This window comes from Streptococcus sp. CCUG 71758 (assembly GCF_011714815.1).
GTDB lineage: Bacteria > Bacillota > Bacilli > Lactobacillales > Streptococcaceae > Streptococcus > Streptococcus halitosis.
Genome location: NZ_RXXO01000002.1, coordinates 59087 through 76088, shown reverse-complemented (window position 1 = coordinate 76088; position 17002 = coordinate 59087). Strand labels below are relative to the sequence as shown.

Below are 17002 nucleotides of genomic sequence, written 5' to 3'. Positions count from 1 at the left end.
TTTTCGCTATCCTTTCATTCTTCCATTAGGAATGATAACTTCTTGCAGTAATTTCTCTTCTTCTGCTATTCTTTGATAAAGAATAACCGCATAGACAGGAAAAATAAAGATAAAAGTTACGTAAGCATGACTCACCAAAGCTAAACCAACTAGCTCAGGGAGAATATTTAAAAAGTAATTGGGATGTTTCACAATTCGAAAGAGAGGATGATCTACATATTTGTGATTATTGACAAGCATTAGCTTAACTGTCCAAATATCTCCCAACAAGTGAATGACCAGCAATAACATCAACATGGAAAAAATAAGCAAAACTAAACCAACTATGCTCATGCCATCAAAATTTGTCTTGTGCACCATTGCTTCAACGAAGCAAGAGAGATAAAAAACAATATGAGCCATCGTTAATCGTTTTGTATTCTCAACTCCAAATTCTTTCCCGCCATTGCTAAGGATTCGTTTTTCATTCTCCATCGAACGTTTTAAAAAAATCAATCGAACGAGGAAGGTTACTAAAATAATCGCTAATACCATACCAGTATCCTTTCTTTTTTCTATATTTAAAATAATATTCTCATGTTAAACCTATGTGAACTTTAACAAAAAAGAACGGAGAGATTTCCGTTCTGTTACTTTATACAACTAATCTGCTTGCAAGTAAATTTTAAATTCCATTCCCTGTTCATAAGGGAGAAAACTATAAGACATTTGATAACTTTCTAGGATGTTATTCACGATATAGAGTCCTAAACCAGACCCTTCAGACTTGTCTGTAACAACTTGAGAGTGGTAAAAAATATCAAACAAATGATTCAACTCTTCTTGATTAAGAGGTTGGCAGGTATTTTTGATAGAAAGATAGCCATCTTGCTCGGATAGGATTACGCGCCCATTTTTATCTGAATATTTAATCGCATTACTAATCAAGTTTGTCAAAACCTTATCCAATGCCTTGAGACTCATGATGACCCTAGTAGCATCTGTCAATTGATTTTCAATTTCTATTCCTCTTGAGCGTGCTAATTCCTGATAGCGAGATAAAACATCCGTCAAAACAGTCTGGATTATCAAGGTCTCGCTACACTCTGTCCACTCTTGGAACTTAGAGGACTCCAAAACTTCTTCGAGCAAGTGACTCATTTGATCAATTTGATCGATACTCTTTGCTATATACTTAGGGTGGTCTTTATAATCCCCAATATTGTACTGCATATTCTCTAGAATAATTCGAAGACTGGCTAAAGGGGTTTTCAACTCATGTGACGCTCCACGAACAAAAGAAACTTTCTGCTTTTGCAACCTGATAATCCGTTCATTTCTTCTCTCAGATTCATCAATGACTGCCAACAAGTTTTCATACACATCATTGATTTGCTTTCCAACTTCCCCAACTTCATCCTTTCGCGTTTCATCAAAGCGAATATCATGATCCAACTCCTGCATCTTACCTGTAACTTTTGAGATATAAAAGAGAGGCTCCAATAAACGTTTCGTATAGAAGTAGGAAAAGAGAAAGGCAAATACAAGCGTTGCTAAAAAGGTATAAGGGAGATAGAGAAGCATAATCCGTGTTGCCTCTTTATAAATATCCACACCTTGAATAAATTGAATGGTTACCTTTTTACCATCAGCTGTCGTAATCTGACGGTCAATCGTTACGATATAGTTAGTGGGGCTGCCTTCCTTTATTTCCAAGTCGTGCACAAGGGAAATTCTCTTATCCAGTACGTCATCTTTCAAATGGGCAGAGATACGAAGAGATTTCGAATAGGACTCCAGCAAACTAGGCAGTTCATGAAAATTTTTGCCTTCTAAGTACCTGCTCATAATAGTCGCACTCTCATTAAACTTCTCACCCTCTTGCTGAATGTAATAAAAAGGAAAGGTCAGATAGATGGCAATGTGGATGACCAAAGCGATTGCACCTAAAAGCGAAAAACTTCTTAAAAATGATTTGGTTAATAATTTAGGGTTTTTTATCATAAGCTAATTTTATATCCGGCATTTTTCACTGTTACAATGCAATCCAGATCCAACTTCTTACGAAGATTTCGAATGTAAACATCAACTACTCTATCAAGAGGCAAATCTGCAAAATCATTTGAGATAGACTCGAGTATCTGCTCTCTACTCAAGACCTGGTTCTTATGTTGGATCAAACATTTTAAAACCAACAATTCTTTCGGCTTAATTGCAACCTCCTCGTTCTTGACTCGAGCTTGGTAGGATGTGAAATCCACTGTCACATCTTGATAATGCCAAATATCCTCCACAACATAGTAACGCCTAAGCAAGGCTTGAATCCGTTTGACTAGGAGCACCAGTGAAAATGGTTTTGTCACATGATCATCAGCATAAAGGTCAAATACCTGCATCTGAGTTTCCTCATCTCCGAGCGCACTTAAGACGATTACAGGAATATCATGATTTCCATTAATTTCTTTTAAAACCTCAAATCCACTCCGCTTCGGTAACATCAGATCCAAGACCATCAGATGAATCGGGAACTCATGAAATTTCTCCAAAGCCTCCTGCCCATCCTTTGCTAGAATAACATGATAGCCTTCTTCTCTCAAAAAAGCAGCGACCCCCTCTCTAATCATATCCTCATCATCTACAACTAAAATGTTCATCTATTTCCCTTCTTAACCTATCTAAAATTCACCCTTTTGCTAGGTTTACATTATTTTCATTTCATACGCAAAAAAAGAAACAGGGCTCTATTGAAATGGTGGAAATTTCAGGAAACTCTGCTCTTTTTCATGCTATACAAATCTTAATATCTATTCTTATTATAACCAATATTTACATATTGTCAACTTGTTTCCTTTGGTTTCATAAAAATAAATACAAAAAAGAATCAGGATTGCTCCTGACTCTCCATTTTTAAGCAATATCAAATTTTAATTGACCAGCTTTAACACCTATCTTGAGGGTCTTGCCTGCTACTAGTTCTCCCTTGAGAAGGAGTTCTGCTAGCTTGTCTTCCACTTCTGTTTGCAGGGTTCTGCGAAGTGGGCGAGCTCCCATTTCTGGATCATATCCTTGACTTGCTAGTAACTTCAACGCTGAAGCTTGCAGTTTCAAGTCGATGCCCTTCTCAGCGAGGCTAGCAATCAATGGTTTCACCATAATCTTGACAATTTCCTGCATGTGTTCGCTATCTAAGCTATGGAAGACCAACTTTTCATCAATACGGTTGATAAACTCTGGTCGATAAGCTTTTTTCAACTCTTCAAAGATTCGTTTTTCCATATTTTCCTGGTCAAAACGAATGTCCTTGGCCCCAAAGCCGACCGTCTTGTCATCACGAAGAGCCGTCGCACCAAGGTTTGACGTCATGATGATAATGGTATTTGAAAAATCAACCTTGCGCCCCTTGCTATCTGTCAAGACGCCGTCGTCCAGAACCTGCAAGAGAACATTAAAGATATCTGGGTGGGCCTTTTCTACCTCGTCAAATAGAAGAACGGAGTATGGTTTGTTGCGAACCTTCTCAGTCAACTCCCCACCTTCTTCGTAGCCCACATAACCCGGAGGAGCTCCATTGAGACGGCTAGCCGCAAATTTCTCCATATACTCACTCATATCAAAGCGAATAAGGGCTGATTCGTCATCAAAGAGGACTTCTGCCAGAGCCTTGGCCAATTCGGTCTTACCGACTCCTGTCGGCCCTAGGAACATAAAGGAACCAATCGGACGCTTGTGACTACGAATACCTGACTGATTACGGCGAATGGCACGGCTAATACTTGAAACAGCTTGATCTTGTCCGATGACGCGTTTATGCAGTTCTGCTTCCAAGTTCAGGTACTTCTTAGCATCTGTTTGCGTCAGCTTTTGGACTGGGATACCTGACAAGCGACTCAAGGTGGTCAAAATATCGGATTCTGTCACCAAGTCTTTATAGACAGGCAATTCTTGTTCTTTTGCGATTAGCTGGCCTGCTTGTTTCCACTTGCCATCCATCAAGGCCTTGTCAGCTGGACTCAAGTCCGATTCGTCCATTCTCACATGCTTGGATTTGTTTTGCACTGTTGCTGCCGCCTCATCCAATAGATCGATAGCAGAGTCTGGCAAGTGACGACTAGTCAAGTAACGATGCGCCATCTTAACAGCTGTTTCGACAGCTTCATCTGTGATTTGCACACGGTGGTGTTTCTCATAGGTAGCCTTCAAACCTTGCAAAATGGTCATGCTGTCAGCTAAACTTGGCTCTTCAATGGTCACTTTGGCAAAACGACGAGAAAGAGCTGCGTCTTTTTCGATGTGTTTTTGGTATTCTTCCTGAGTGGTTGCACCAACCGTTCTCAAAGTTCCACGAGCCAAGGCTGGCTTCAAGATATTGGCCGCATCCAGAGTAGAGTCAATACCACTTCCAGAACCCATGATGGTGTGGAGTTCATCGATAAAGAGGATTACCTTACCATCTTCCTCGATATCCTTGATAATGTTGTTCATGCGTTCTTCAAAATCTCCACGGAAACGTGTTCCCGCAACAACATTCATCAAATCAAGCTCCAAAACGCGCATCTTGCCCATTTCCGCAGGTACATCCCCACTAGCAATACGCTGGGCAAGTCCAAGAGCCAGAGCTGTTTTCCCGACACCAGCATCTCCAACCAAGACAGGATTGTTCTTGGTCTTCCGACTCAAAATCTGAATCATACGTGAGATTTCCTTGTCACGACCGATAACTGGCTCTAACTTGCCAGAGCGCGCTTGCTCTGTCAGGTCATGCGTGTAGTCCTCTAGACCGCCACTTGGATTCTGAGGCATGCCCATCATATTGGCCATGGAATTTTGCTTATCTGCCACGGTACGGTGGCGCTGACGCAATGCCTTAAGGTCTTCTCTTGTCCATCCAGCACGCTCTTCTAGATTGCGACGAAGAGCAGCAATTCTGACCTGATCTTTCTGGTCTTCATAAGAAAAGCCTGCTCTCTCCAAGATACGAGTTGCCAAGGCATTGCCATCATGCAAAATCGCATAGAGGACATGCTCTGTCCCTAGCACCTTAGTATGGACCACTGAGGCCACATACTCTGCTTCTGCAAAGAGAACCTCCAAACGATGGGAAAAAGGCAATTCCGTAAAGGTTTCGTCTTGGCTATAGTCCGTTTCAGTCAGTTCTAACGCAACCTCTTCTAAACGGTCCATTTCATAAGGATAATCATTTAGAGTCGCACCTGCCACACTGTAACTGTGATTGGACATGGCAATTAACAAATGCCAAGACTCTAGATATCGAGCTCCAAAATGGCCCGCAACCATGTAGGCACTTTCGATACATTCATTCAACGCTTTTGAATAATTCATCTTACTTCTCTTTTCTATCTACCTCTTGTAATAGCTGTCGGAGCATATTGGCACGGACAACTGAGGATTCCTCCCCTAGAACACGATCTGTTGCTACAGAAGTCAGTAAGGTCATCTCCTGCTTGGTCATCAAGTCCTGCTCCACCAAAAGCTGGAGAATATCCTCATAAATCTCCTGACTAACTCGCTCACCAATCGAGTAAAGCAAATCGCGGAGCATCTCATGATGATTGGAAAACTCAATCCGTCCGATGCGAATGTAGCCTCCGCCACCACGCTTACTCTCAACTAAGTAACCTCTGCTTTCAGTAAAACGTGTCTTAATGACATAGTTGATCTGACTTGGCACAACCTGAAAGGTATCTGCCAACTGGCTCCGCTGCAATTCCACGATACCAGCTTGGTCTAAAATTGCCTTGATATAGGCTTCGATATGATCTGATGTATTTTTAAATCTCATAGTAAATCAAACTCCTTCTTTGAACCTTGACTATCTTTGACTATTATACCGAAATTTTCTCATTTTTAAAAGAAAAAGAGCGCTGGTAAAGGATAATCTTCACCAACTCCCTATTTTTCTACTTATCTAAGCCTAATTCTGCCAAGATTTGACGTTTGTAGGCAATCTTTTGAACTTCCTTGTCCTCATCTTCAGACCAATCTAGTTTGACTTCAGAAACGATCTGTCCAGGCCGATTTTTTAGGATATAGATGCGGTCACTGAGATTGAGGGCTTCCTCAATACTATGTGTGATGATCAAGGTTGTCAGTTGCAACTGTTTGTGAATCTCCAGATACCAAGCATGGAGCTCCATCTTAGTCATTTCATCCAAGGCACTAAAGGCCTCGTCTAGAAGAAAGAGCTTGTGCCCGAAAAGGTAGGTCCGAAGCAAGGCTACACGCTGGCGCATCCCTCCGCTGAGTTCGTGAGGATACTTGTCCCGTACAGCAGTCAACTGGAAGGTCGCAAGGATATCATCCGCTCGGGCAATAGCCTCTGCTTTATCCACCTTTTGAATCAAGAGGGGCAGGATGATATTGCCAAGAACCGTCTTGTGCTCCAAGAGGAGATCCTTTTGCAACATATAACTCACGCGCCCCTTGGGATTTTCCTCGCCATCAAGGACAATTCGCCCAGACTGGACTTCTAAAATTCCAGCGATTAGGTTAAAGAGGGTGGTCTTTCCTACACCACTTGGACCTAGGATAGAAACCACTTCACCCGAAGCCACCTGCAGGTTGATATCTTCTAAAATCTTTTCATCGCCATAGGCATAGCTGACGTGTTCTAGTCTAATTTCTGTCATTATTTTACAAATTCATTAGTGAAACCTTTGTCTGTCAAGTCTTCTTTAAGGATACCATTTTCTTTATCCCATTTGTAGAAGGCATTCCAACGTTCAGCGTCAAATTGTCCCCATTTTTCCTTGTCGCTTGCATATTCTTTTGACAAGTATTTTTGAGATTCGATGACAAAGTCACGTTTTTCCTTGAGTTCAGGTGCATTCTTGATGAGGATATCTGCAGCCTCTTCTGGATGCTCCATGGCATATTGGTAGCCTTTTTTGATGGCTTGGATGACTTTACGAGCTTCTTCCTTGTTGTCTTTTAGATAGTCATTGTTTGCGATGATAACGGGTGAGTAGTAGTCAAACTCCTTGACATAGTCTTTCAAGTACATGAAGTTAGCATCTACGCCTTGCGATTTGGCAAGGATACCATCCCAACCGTAGTAAATCCAAGCGGTGTCAAAGACGCCATTGGCAATCGGTGTAATCGAGTTTGAGTCGTTGTTTGGTACTTTTTCGACCTTCTCAAAGTCTCCGCCTTGTGATTCTACCAAGGTTTTCAACATAGCAAGCTCCGTTGGGTCATTCCAGGTTCCGTATTTCTTGCCAACCAAGTCTTTTGGACTGGTTACATTATCAGATTTACGAGAGATGATTCCAGATGTATTGTGCTCAACGATCGCTGCTACGGCAGTGATACCTGCCCCTTTTTCCAATTTCTTAGCCATGTAGTCTTGGAAATAGATAGCAAATGGTGCCTTGCCATTGATTACCAAGTCAGATGAGCTTTCTTCAGGCGGCAATTTCAAGTCAACATCCACTCCAGCTTCCTTGAAATAGCCTTTCTCCTTAGCCACATAAAGTCCTGTGTGGTTGGTATTTGGCGTCCAGTCTAGGATAAAGTCAATCTTCTTAACTTCTGCTTCTTTGTTGTCCTTAGAAGCAGTTCCTTGGCCACAGGCCACCAGCACGACAGCTACAAAAGCTGTTACAAGCGTTAAAAACACTTTCCATGTTTTCTTCATTTTCATTTCCTCTTTTCTTTTTCAAAAACGCTCTATTTTAAGTACGTTTCCATTTAATCACATATTTTTCACTGATATCGACCAGTTTCATACCCAAAAGACTGATAATCGACACCAGAATAATAATCGCAAACATGGTATCATACTGAAACAGTTTCTTGGACTGAATCATATAAACACCAAGACCTTCAAAACCTCCCAACCACTCAGACACCACGGTTGTGATAAAGGCGTAGGAGACACTGACCCTCAGACCTGCATAAAAGTAAGGCAGACTGACAGGGATTTTAAAATGCCACAGGATTTGCCAAGGATTTGCACGCATCAGACTAAACAAGGTTAGCATATCCTTATCACAATGCCTAAATCCATCCAAAATACTGACGATGATAGGGAAGGTTGTCGTCAGGATAATCAAGACAATCTTGGGCAAAATCCCATAGCCTAGCCACAAGACCAAGATAGGCGCTATGGCAATGGTCGGAATGGTCTGAACAACCACCATCATAGGATAAATCAAGTCATTGAGCCAAGTCAGACTATCCATGAGCACCGCCATAAGACAGGCAATCAAGACTCCTAGAACTAGACCTAGTAAAGCCACTCTCAAGGTCGCCCAGCTATGGTACCAGAGAAATTCTCTGTCACGAACAAAGGACTGGAGAATCTCAAGAGGAGTTGGCAGGATAAACTTGGGTAAAAGTTTGAATATGCCCGCTAACTGCCAGATTGACAAGACTCCTAGAAAACCCAATAGACTAATGTGTCGTCTCAGTATACTTTTCAAGTTTGTCATCAATACTTAAAATCTCTCCTACATTTATTTTGACATTGGCAAAGACATTATCTGCCTCCTGCCCGGCCACTTCAAGCGCTTCTTTGAGAATGCGCATGAGCTCATCCAACTCCCCTTCCAAGACCGTTTCAAAGGGTGTCACCACCATAGTCACGGACTGAGCTTGCAGATAAGCAATCACTTGATCGATAATAGCAATTCGATCAATCCCCTGTGATAGGGGCAAGACTTGCAAGGCAATGCTTGCTTTCATAAAATCCTCCTCTTCTCGGCTTTCCTTTTGAACAAAAAGAAAAACCTTTGCCATATATGGAAAAGGTGCAGAATTCGGCTAAGTATCGTTCCCTACGCTGGCATTACCCAGATCAGGTGCGGTCGAAGTTTAACACTTCCTCTCAGACTGTACACAGACTCCCATATCTTATATGGAATATAGTAACGCAAATGCAAGGAAAAGTCAAGGAAACTGCTTACAGAAAACTATGAAAAAGAGTTTGAAGACAAATGCTTCAAACTCTATCATAGCTTTCTTATTTAGCCTCGTACCAGGTTGCCCCTTCATTCTCATCAGCAATGAGTGGGACACTAAGCTGGATGGCTTCTTCCATGGTTTGTTTCACTAGTACTTTGACAGCTGCTAGTTCTGATTTCGGAACCTCAAGGACGATTTCATCATGCACTTGCAAGAGCATCTTGGTCTGATAACCACCCTCAACCAGAGCTTTGTCTAGCTGAATCATAGCAATTTTGAGAATATCTGCTGCCGAACCCTGAATAGGGGAGTTAATGGCAGTTCGCTCTGCAAAACCACGAATGTTAAAGTTGCGCGAATTTATATCTGGTAGCTCTCGACGACGCTTGAAGAGGGTCTCTACATATCCCTTGTCACGCGCTTCACGTACCACTTCTTCCATATAGTTTTTAATCCCAGGAAAACGCTCAAAGTAGGTATCAATGTAGGCTTTGGCCTTCTTACGACTAATACCAAGATTGTTCGCCAAACCAAAATCTGAAATCCCGTAAACCACTCCAAAGTTGACAGCCTTGGCATTGCGACGGTCGTTTGGCGTCACATCCTCAGGACGTTCAATTTCAAAGACACGCATAGCTGTCGAAGTATGGATATCTGCTCCCTCTTGGAAGGCCTTGATTAAGTGCTCATCCTTAGAGATATGCGCCAAAACGCGCAACTCAATCTGTGAATAGTCGGAGCTAAGAAGGACACTATCCTCCCACTCTGGCACAAAAGCCTTACGAATGAGGCGACCTTGTTCCAAGCGAACAGGGATATTTTGCAAGTTTGGATCTACACTAGACAAACGCCCAGTCTGAGTCAAATCTTGCACATAGCGCGTGTGGATCTTGCCATCATCTAAAATCCAATCCTGCAAGCCAACCACGTAAGTCGATTGAATCTTAGCAATCTGACGGTAGTCTAGAATTTTTTTGACAATCGGTGCAATAGGAGCCAGACGCTCCAGCACATCCACTGCTGTCGAGTAACCTGTCTTGGTTTTCTTGGTGTATTCTAGAGGAAGTCCCAGTTTTTCAAAGAGAAGTACGCCCAACTGTTTAGGTGAGTTGATATTAAATTCCTCACCAGCCAGCTCATAAATCTCTTGGGTGAGTCGCTCAATGACAATCTCATTTTCAGCTTGCATCTCAAGTAGGGTTTCTTTTTTAACCTTGATTCCAGCAATTTCCATCTTGGCAAGGACAAAAGCCAGAGGTTGCTCCATGTCATAGAGAAGATCTAACTGCCCGTGTTCACTGAGTTTTTCAAGCAAAACAGGCTCCGTCTCAACCAATACAGCAACCTTGCGAGTCAAGTGCTCCAAGAATTTCTCTCTCTCAGGGATAGCTTTCTTGACCCCCTTACCGTAGAAGGTCTCATCATCAGCCAAATAAGTCTGGCCATAGAGATTCGCAATGGTTGAAATTTCATTGTTCTCGACAGTAGAGAGGAGGTATTTGGCCAAACGACTGTCAAAAGCAGGGGCCTGCAAATTCAAGCCCAAACGATTTAAAAGAACCTTCGCTTTCTTAAAGTCATACACTTTCAGAGGTGTTTTTTCTAGAAAATTCTTGAGAATCGGCTCCTGCAAGAGCTCAAGTTTGTCTGTAGCGTAAAGTTTATCCCCACAGGACCAGGCAAAACCAACCAAGTCATCTGTATGGTAATTCTCACCAAAAAGCTCAAAGTGGAAGATAGAGTTGGCGCTCAGCATGTCTTGACTGACTTGGTCAACGATAGTGAAATCCAAACTTTCAGGCGCATCCGTTGATGACACATTTAAAGCTTGCTTGAGCTGTTTGAAGCCCATCTCATCGTAGAATTTCCCGAGATTTTCCACATCTGGTCCACTATAAAGCAAATCATCAAGGCCAATCTCAATCGGTGCCTGAGTCTCAATGGTCGCCAAGGTTTTAGACAGGAAGGCTTGTTCCTTGTCATTGATGAGATTTTCCTTCATCTTAGAAGCCTTCATCCCATCGATATTTTCATAAATACCCTCTAACGAACCGTGTTCTAGCAAGAGCTTGATACCCGTCTTTTCACCGATCTTAGTGACACCAGGGATATTATCAGACTTATCCCCCATAAGAGCCTTAAGATCAATGAACTGAGCTGGTGTGAGGCCCATCTTTTCCATGAGATAGTCTGGCGTAAAGGCCTCAAACTCAGCCACACCTTTCTTGGAAATCTCGACCACCGTATGCTCATCCGTCAACTGGATCAAGTCCTTGTCTCCGCTGACAATAGTCACTTCAAAAGAATCCTTCTCAGCCAAGCGACCTAGGGTCCCGATGATATCATCTGCTTCATACTGGGCCAACTCATAGTGGCGAATCCCAAGATGATCTAGCAACTCACGAATGAAGGGAAATTGCTCACGAAACTCATCTGGAGTTTTAGCACGACCACCCTTGTAGTCTGCATACATCTCTGTACGGAAAGTCGTCTTACCTGCATCAAAAGCTACCAAAACATGACTGGGCTCAACACGCTCCAAGACGTGATTCAACATGAGTTGAAAGCCATAGATTGCATTGGTATGAAGGCCATTAGCATTTTTAAAACGATCCAACTGCTGATAGAGCGCAAAAAAAGCTCGAAAAGCAACTGAAGATCCATCAATTAATAATAATTTTTTCTTGTCCATACACCCATTATAAAGGAAAGCAGGGAAAAATACCATCGGAAAGAATAGGCAAATGGTAGTGAAGCCCTCTTTTTTATATTCTTTCTAGATTCTAGCTCCGTTACTATCCACTCGATAGCCATCCACAGTGGTATTCACTGCTAAAGCCCCTGAAGCATTGACGTAGTAATACTTTCCTCCTACTTGGAACCACTGGCTAGACTTCATAGCCCCTGAACTCTCCAAATAATACCATGTTCCATTTTCCTTTAGCCATCCTGTCTGCATCTCCCCTGATGCCTTTAGATAGTACCAATGCAAACCATCCTTCACCCAACCTGTTGACATGGTTCCATTGTCTTTAAAGTGATACCAACTGCCATTTATTTTCTTCCAACCAGTTGCGAGTTTCCCGTTCTCACGGTAATTCCAACTCCCTCCTTCTTTTTTCCAGCCTTTTTCTGTATTGCTTAGCTCTGCATACTGCACATATCTTCTAGAACCGCTATAAGACAAATAACCGAGCCACTTATAACCATCCTTTTCAAGAACTTGATCATAACTCACACTCTCACCAGCATAATAGTAGTCAATAACTTGTCCTGTGCTTGCTGGCTGGTCCATAATTGGCAATTTCCCCGTGAACACTATTGTCCCACTGGACGGAAGCTCTGAGCTACGAGCACCCTCACTCGCACCATGGCTAGCGGATAAATCCTTGAAATGAATAAAACCCGTCATCGAACTAGCCTTGACTTTTCGACGGTTATACTTTTCTCGAACCCCATAATTATACTCTTCGATCTCAATCGTATCCCCTGATACATGAGATACCCAGGCAACATGCCCATAGTAACCTTCTGTCGACCAGGCAATAGATCCAACTTCTGGCTTCGTATCCACACGGTAGCCTTCTCGCCTTGCACGATGACCCCATTCATTTGCATTTCCATAGGCAGGAGGAATCTCAAAGCCATTTACACTACTCAAACGAAAGGCCGCAAAAGAGGTACACTGGCGAGAATACATCCGCCACTGATCGATTTCAACACTACCATTTTTGTAGTGAAGCGGATAGTCATCTCCACGCGCTACACTGTCGGCCTGAACTGATTCCCCACCAAACAAAAAGGTACTTGTAACAAACAAAGTAGCCAGCCCTACACTCAACTGAGTACATCTACTCTTCTTAACTCCTGATTTTAAAAACGTCATTCATTCTCCTTAATAATATAAATTTCCGAGGTTCCCCTCGTTTATACTATTCGGGAGAAAAAGAAAAAAGTGAGTAAAGCTCACTTCATTTTAGGATTCTTAGTCTAGATAGCGAATCAAGTTCTTTTCTGTCAAGATATCTGAGTAGGTGAAGGATTCAACGTAGACATTGGCTTGTTTGTCTCCCTCAACATCCCCAAATTCAACGATAAATAAAGATGGATAAACCTCAATTAACTTACCTAGTCTGTTTTTTTGGCGCTTACGGCCATTCTCCAAAGTCATTTCAACGACTTGTCCCTCATGTGCCTTGATTTCTTCTTTGATTTTTTTCATCTTGGCTACATCTGTAAATGCATCTGACATCTTATGCCTCCCTCTTTGAGATACTTGAAAATTTATTGTATTCTTTTTGGAAAATCAATTCCACCGTTCCACGAGCTCCACTACGGTTTTTCTCGATGATAACCTCAACCTTGTTATTTGGAATTCCTTCCTCTTCTTCACCCGCACGATCGTAGTAGTCGTCACGGTACAGAAAGGCTACGATATCCGCATCCTGCTCGATAGAACCCGATTCACGAATATCAGACAAGACTGGTCTCTTATCCTGACGCTGTTCCACTCCACGAGATAACTGACTAAGAGCAATGACTGGAACCTTTAGCTCCTTAGCTAGAATTTTTAACTGACGAGAAATTTCAGAGACTTCTTGTTGGCGGTTCTCACGACCAGTACCTGTGATAAGCTGTAGGTAGTCGATCAAAATCAAGCCTAGATTGCCTGTTTCTTGAGCCAGTTTACGTGAACGCGAACGAATTTCCGTGATCCGAATCCCTGGTGTATCATCGATATAGATACTCGCGTTGGCTAGGTTCCCTTGAGCAATGGTATATTTTTGCCACTCCTCATCAGTCAATTGACCCGTACGGATAGAATGGGACTCCACCAAGCCTTCGGCCGCCAACATACGGTCTACTAGACTTTCCGCACCCATTTCCAGCGAAAAGATAGCAACCGTCTTGTCCAACTTAGTCCCAATGTTCTGAGCAATGTTCAAAGCAAAGGCCGTCTTACCAACTGCTGGTCGCGCCGCTAGAATAATTAATTCCTCCTCATGGAGACCTGTCGTCATATGGTCCAAATCACGGTAACCCGTTGCAATACCAGTGATATCCGTTGTTTGTTGTGACCGAACTTCTAGGTTCCCAAAGTTGATATTTAGAATATCTCGGATGTTCTTGAACCCACTACGATTGGCGTTTTCGCTAACATCAATGAGTCCCTTTTCAGCCTGAGCGATGATTTCATCTGCAGGCTTAGAAGCCTCATAGGCTTGGTTGACAGACTCTGTCAACTTGGAAATCAAGCGACGTAGCATAGCCTTTTCCGCTACAATTTTAGCATAATATTCCGCATTCGCTGAAGTTGGTACTGAGTTGACAATTTCAACAAGATAAGACAAGCCACCAATATTTTGGAGATCCCCTTGGCTATCCAAAATCGTTCGAACCGTCGTCGCATCAATCGCTTCCCCACGATCCGACAAATCTACCATCGCTTGGAAAATCAACCGATGAGCATACTTAAAGAAGTCACGAGAATCAATGTATTCTCGGACAAAAACGAGCTTACTCTCATCTATAAAAATAGCCCCCAGAACAGATTGTTCTGCTAAAATATCCTGAGGTTGAACTCGCAGTTCCTCTACTTCTGCCATCCAACTTTCCTTCCTTTTACAATCTTGTCAAGAAGTTGTAAACTTAACCTTCTTTTACACGAAGATTGATGACACTTGTAACATCTTGATAGATCTTCACTGGTACATCAATCAAACCTACTGCTCGAATTGGTGCTTGCACTTGAATATTGCGTTTGTCAATCTTAATACCAAACTGCTTTTGCAATTCTTCTGCAATTTTCTTGTTAGTGATAGAGCCAAATGTACGGCCATCTGGTCCAACCTTTTCAACAAACTCTACAACTGTTTCTTCTGCCTCAAGCTTAGCCTTGATGGCTTTTGCTTCAGCAATCATTTCAGCATGAGCCTTTTCTTCTGATTTTTGTTTTCCACGCAACTCACCCACTGCTTGAGCAGTCGCTTCCTTGGCCAAATTCTTTTTAATCAGGAAGTTTTGAGCGTAGCCAGTTGGTACTTCCTTAATTTCGCCTTTTTTTCCTTTTCCTTTAACATCTGCTAAAAAGATTACTTTCATTCTTCTTTCTCCTTTTCCTTTAGTTCTTCCAAGATTAGTTGAGTCAATTTTTCTCCTGCTTCCGACAAACTCATATCCTCGATTTGCGCGGCAGCTAGATTAAAGTGACCTCCACCACCCAACTCTTCCATAATGCGTTGCACATTGATTTTACTACGACTTCGAGCCGAGATAGAGATAAATCCTTGTGTATTTTTTGCCAGAACGAAACTAGCCTCAATACCAGACATAGCCAGCATAGCATCGGCAGCCTTACTGATAACAACTGTGTCATAAGACATTGAGTCCTTAGCTTGAGCAATCAAGATATCTGAACCTAACTTACGACCTTGTAAAATGAGTTCATTTACCTCACGGTACTCTTCAAAATCTGTCGCAGCAATCTCCTGGATAGCAATACTGTCACTTCCCCGTGTTCTCAGATAGCTAGCCACATCAAAGGTTCGGCTCGTCACGCGAGATGTGAAATTCTTGGTATCCAGCATCATACCAGCCATCAAAACACTGGCCTGCATACGACTCAAACGATTCTTCTTAGAATTTTGGAACTGAATCAATTCTGTGACCAACTCACTGGCACTACTTGCTCCACTTTCAATATAGGTGATGACTGCATTCTCAGGGAAATCCTGATCACGTCTATGATGGTCAATAACAATAGTTTGAGTGAACAAATCATAAAAATCTTTTGACAAAGTCAAAGCCGTCTTGGAATGATCCACCAGAATCAATAATGAACGGTTTGTAACTAACTTCATCGCATCTGTAAGAGATAAAAGCTTCGTGACATCTTCCTTCTTCAAGAACTGAATAGCACGTTCGATATCTGCTAGCATATGGTCTGCATCATAGACAGCATAACTGTTCTCAATAATATTACTTGCAAACAACTGCATACCAACAGCAGAGCCCAAAGCATCCATATCTAGATTTTTATGACCGACTACAAAAACCTGATCAACACTTCGAATCTTATCAGAAATGGCTGTCATCATGGCTCTGGTACGTGTACGAGTACGTTTGATAGACGCAGCAGTTCCTCCACCAAAGTAGACTGGATTCTTGGTTTCGTTATTTTCCTTGACCACCACCTGGTCACCACCGCGAACTTCTGCTAAGTTCAAGTTGAGCAAGGCAATTTTCCCTATCTCTTCATGGTTTCCATCACCATAAGAAAATCCCATACTTAAAGTTAGGGGTAGCTGCCTCTGTTTTGATTCTTCTCGGAAACTATCAATAACGGAGAATTTATCATTCATCAATTCCTCTAGTACCGTGTAATCTGTGAATACATAAAAACGATCCATCCCCACACGGCGAGAAAACATAGCATACTTACTAGCAAATTCTGAAACAAAATTGGCTACAAAACTATTGATATGACTGATATCGGAGTCAGATGTCGCATCCTCCAAATCATCATAGTTATCTACTGAGATGACTCCAATGACTGGACGGCTAGTTACCAATTCTACAGTTGCTTCGTACTCCCCAGAAACATCAAAGAAATACAAAACACCCGAAGCCTTGTCCATATGAACAGCATATCGTGTTTCGCCCAAGGTAGCATACGAACCAGGATTTCCAACAGAAGCCTTGATGATGGTTTGAATTAACTCAACATCAATTTCGCCCTCTTCAGTAGTTAAAATCAGCTCAGCATAGGGATTAAACCATTCCACTTCGCCACTAGATAAGTCTAATTTCAGGACTCCCACCGGCATTTGATCAAGCAAAGTACTCAAGCTATTTTCAGCTTGATGATTTACGTATTGGATTTGTTCAATTTCGCTCTTTTCATACTGTTTTTTTTGCCAGACAAATAAAAGCAGATAAAGAAGTACAAATAAAAACAAGACACTGATTGTTACAACATTATTTTGTGAAAAAATAATCAGCATTGTTAAGGTTCCGAAAGTTGCAATCCCTAGTAGAATCGCAGAATTCGGAGTTAAATTATTTTTTTTCATTCTAAACCTCTTGCGCATTATTATATCAC

15 protein-coding genes and 1 riboswitch are annotated in these 17002 nt (G+C 42.0%); all 15 genes read right to left on the bottom strand.

Annotated features, from left to right (window positions below):
* Positions 1-6 precede the first annotated feature (6 nt).
* The 15 genes from EKB01_RS03885 to EKB01_RS03815 all read right to left on the bottom strand — a co-directional run bounded on the left by EKB01_RS03885 (position 7) and on the right by EKB01_RS03815 (position 16973).
* Positions 7-534 carry an isoprenylcysteine carboxyl methyltransferase family protein gene (locus EKB01_RS03885; RefSeq protein ID WP_033584714.1) on the bottom strand — a complete coding sequence of 176 codons (528 nt, stop codon included), beginning with the start codon at positions 532-534 and terminating at the stop codon, positions 7-9.
* Between the two features lie 108 nt (positions 535-642).
* Positions 643-1983 (bottom strand): sensor histidine kinase BgrS, encoded by a 1341-nt coding sequence (gene bgrS / locus EKB01_RS03880; protein ID WP_033584712.1) that lies wholly within the window; start codon positions 1981-1983, stop codon positions 643-645.
* Entirely contained in the window at positions 1980-2633 is a 654-nt protein-coding gene (gene bgrR / locus EKB01_RS03875; RefSeq protein WP_001024193.1) for a response regulator transcription factor BgrR, read from the bottom strand. Before bgrR ends, bgrS begins: the two co-directional genes overlap by 4 nt.
* Before the next feature lie 253 nt (positions 2634-2886).
* A complete protein-coding gene (locus tag EKB01_RS03870) occupies positions 2887-5319 on the bottom strand; it encodes an ATP-dependent Clp protease ATP-binding subunit (protein WP_001109664.1) in 2433 nt (810 codons plus the stop codon).
* A gap of 1 nt (position 5320) precedes the next feature.
* Positions 5321-5779 carry a CtsR family transcriptional regulator gene (locus EKB01_RS03865; RefSeq protein ID WP_001211252.1) on the bottom strand — a complete coding sequence of 153 codons (459 nt, stop codon included), beginning with the start codon at positions 5777-5779 and terminating at the stop codon, positions 5321-5323.
* Positions 5780-5897: 118 nt separating this feature from the next.
* Positions 5898-6626, bottom strand: coding sequence for an ABC transporter ATP-binding protein (locus tag EKB01_RS03860; protein WP_000136199.1), 729 nt, complete (start codon positions 6624-6626; stop codon positions 5898-5900).
* Complete coding sequence (locus tag EKB01_RS03855; protein ID WP_000754533.1) at positions 6626-7633, bottom strand: ABC transporter substrate-binding protein; 1008 nt, start codon at positions 7631-7633, stop codon at positions 6626-6628. The genes EKB01_RS03860 and EKB01_RS03855 overlap by 1 nt, the downstream gene beginning before the upstream one ends.
* 37 nt (positions 7634-7670) lie before the next feature.
* Positions 7671-8429 carry an ABC transporter permease gene (locus tag EKB01_RS03850; RefSeq protein WP_162279548.1) on the bottom strand — a complete coding sequence of 253 codons (759 nt, stop codon included), beginning with the start codon at positions 8427-8429 and terminating at the stop codon, positions 7671-7673.
* Positions 8392-8682: a thiamine-binding protein gene (locus EKB01_RS03845; RefSeq protein ID WP_002880743.1), complete on the bottom strand. Its 291-nt coding sequence runs from the start codon at positions 8680-8682 to the stop codon at positions 8392-8394. The genes EKB01_RS03850 and EKB01_RS03845 overlap by 38 nt, the downstream gene beginning before the upstream one ends.
* A gap of 72 nt (positions 8683-8754) precedes the next feature.
* Positions 8755-8857: riboswitch (TPP riboswitch) on the bottom strand.
* A 102-nt stretch (positions 8858-8959) separates the two neighbouring features.
* Positions 8960-11593, bottom strand: coding sequence for a DNA polymerase I (gene polA, locus EKB01_RS03840; protein WP_049501318.1), 2634 nt, complete (start codon positions 11591-11593; stop codon positions 8960-8962).
* 84 nt (positions 11594-11677) lie between these two features.
* A complete protein-coding gene (locus EKB01_RS03835) occupies positions 11678-12787 on the bottom strand; it encodes a CHAP domain-containing protein (protein WP_000143407.1) in 1110 nt (369 codons plus the stop codon).
* A gap of 99 nt (positions 12788-12886) precedes the next feature.
* Positions 12887-13153, bottom strand: coding sequence for a Veg family protein (locus EKB01_RS03830; protein ID WP_001278165.1), 267 nt, complete (start codon positions 13151-13153; stop codon positions 12887-12889).
* A gap of 1 nt (position 13154) precedes the next feature.
* Positions 13155-14507, bottom strand: a complete 1353-nt coding sequence (gene dnaB, locus EKB01_RS03825) for a replicative DNA helicase (protein ID WP_000852476.1) — start codon at positions 14505-14507, stop codon at positions 13155-13157.
* Positions 14508-14550: 43 nt separating this feature from the next.
* Positions 14551-15003, bottom strand: coding sequence for a 50S ribosomal protein L9 (gene rplI / locus EKB01_RS03820; RefSeq protein ID WP_000864211.1), 453 nt, complete (start codon positions 15001-15003; stop codon positions 14551-14553).
* The gene (locus EKB01_RS03815; protein WP_167265727.1) at positions 15000-16973 is read right to left on the bottom strand and encodes a DHH family phosphoesterase; all 1974 of its coding nucleotides are present in this window, start codon (positions 16971-16973) and stop codon (positions 15000-15002) included. The genes rplI and EKB01_RS03815 overlap by 4 nt, the downstream gene beginning before the upstream one ends.
* Positions 16974-17002 lie beyond the last annotated feature (29 nt).

What these genes read in the sequence shown, in the direction of transcription:
- EKB01_RS03885 (WP_033584714.1), bottom strand. Translation starts at nt 534, where the DNA reads ATGGTATTAGCGATTATTTTAGTAACCTTCCTCGTTCGATTGATTTTT.
- bgrS (WP_033584712.1), bottom strand. Translation starts at nt 1,983, where the DNA reads ATGATAAAAAACCCTAAATTATTAACCAAATCATTTTTAAGAAGTTTT.
- bgrR (WP_001024193.1), bottom strand. Translation starts at nt 2,633, where the DNA reads ATGAACATTTTAGTTGTAGATGATGAGGATATGATTAGAGAGGGGGTC.
- EKB01_RS03870 (WP_001109664.1), bottom strand. Translation starts at nt 5,319, where the DNA reads ATGAATTATTCAAAAGCGTTGAATGAATGTATCGAAAGTGCCTACATG.
- EKB01_RS03865 (WP_001211252.1), bottom strand. Translation starts at nt 5,779, where the DNA reads ATGAGATTTAAAAATACATCAGATCATATCGAAGCCTATATCAAGGCA.
- EKB01_RS03860 (WP_000136199.1), bottom strand. Translation starts at nt 6,626, where the DNA reads ATGACAGAAATTAGACTAGAACACGTCAGCTATGCCTATGGCGATGAA.
- EKB01_RS03855 (WP_000754533.1), bottom strand. Translation starts at nt 7,633, where the DNA reads ATGAAGAAAACATGGAAAGTGTTTTTAACGCTTGTAACAGCTTTTGTA.
- EKB01_RS03850 (WP_162279548.1), bottom strand. Translation starts at nt 8,429, where the DNA reads ATGACAAACTTGAAAAGTATACTGAGACGACACATTAGTCTATTGGGT.
- EKB01_RS03845 (WP_002880743.1), bottom strand. Translation starts at nt 8,682, where the DNA reads ATGAAAGCAAGCATTGCCTTGCAAGTCTTGCCCCTATCACAGGGGATT.
- polA (WP_049501318.1), bottom strand. Translation starts at nt 11,593, where the DNA reads ATGGACAAGAAAAAATTATTATTAATTGATGGATCTTCAGTTGCTTTT.
- EKB01_RS03835 (WP_000143407.1), bottom strand. Translation starts at nt 12,787, where the DNA reads ATGACGTTTTTAAAATCAGGAGTTAAGAAGAGTAGATGTACTCAGTTG.
- EKB01_RS03830 (WP_001278165.1), bottom strand. Translation starts at nt 13,153, where the DNA reads ATGTCAGATGCATTTACAGATGTAGCCAAGATGAAAAAAATCAAAGAA.
- dnaB (WP_000852476.1), bottom strand. Translation starts at nt 14,507, where the DNA reads ATGGCAGAAGTAGAGGAACTGCGAGTTCAACCTCAGGATATTTTAGCA.
- rplI (WP_000864211.1), bottom strand. Translation starts at nt 15,003, where the DNA reads ATGAAAGTAATCTTTTTAGCAGATGTTAAAGGAAAAGGAAAAAAAGGC.
- EKB01_RS03815 (WP_167265727.1), bottom strand. Translation starts at nt 16,973, where the DNA reads ATGAAAAAAAATAATTTAACTCCGAATTCTGCGATTCTACTAGGGATT.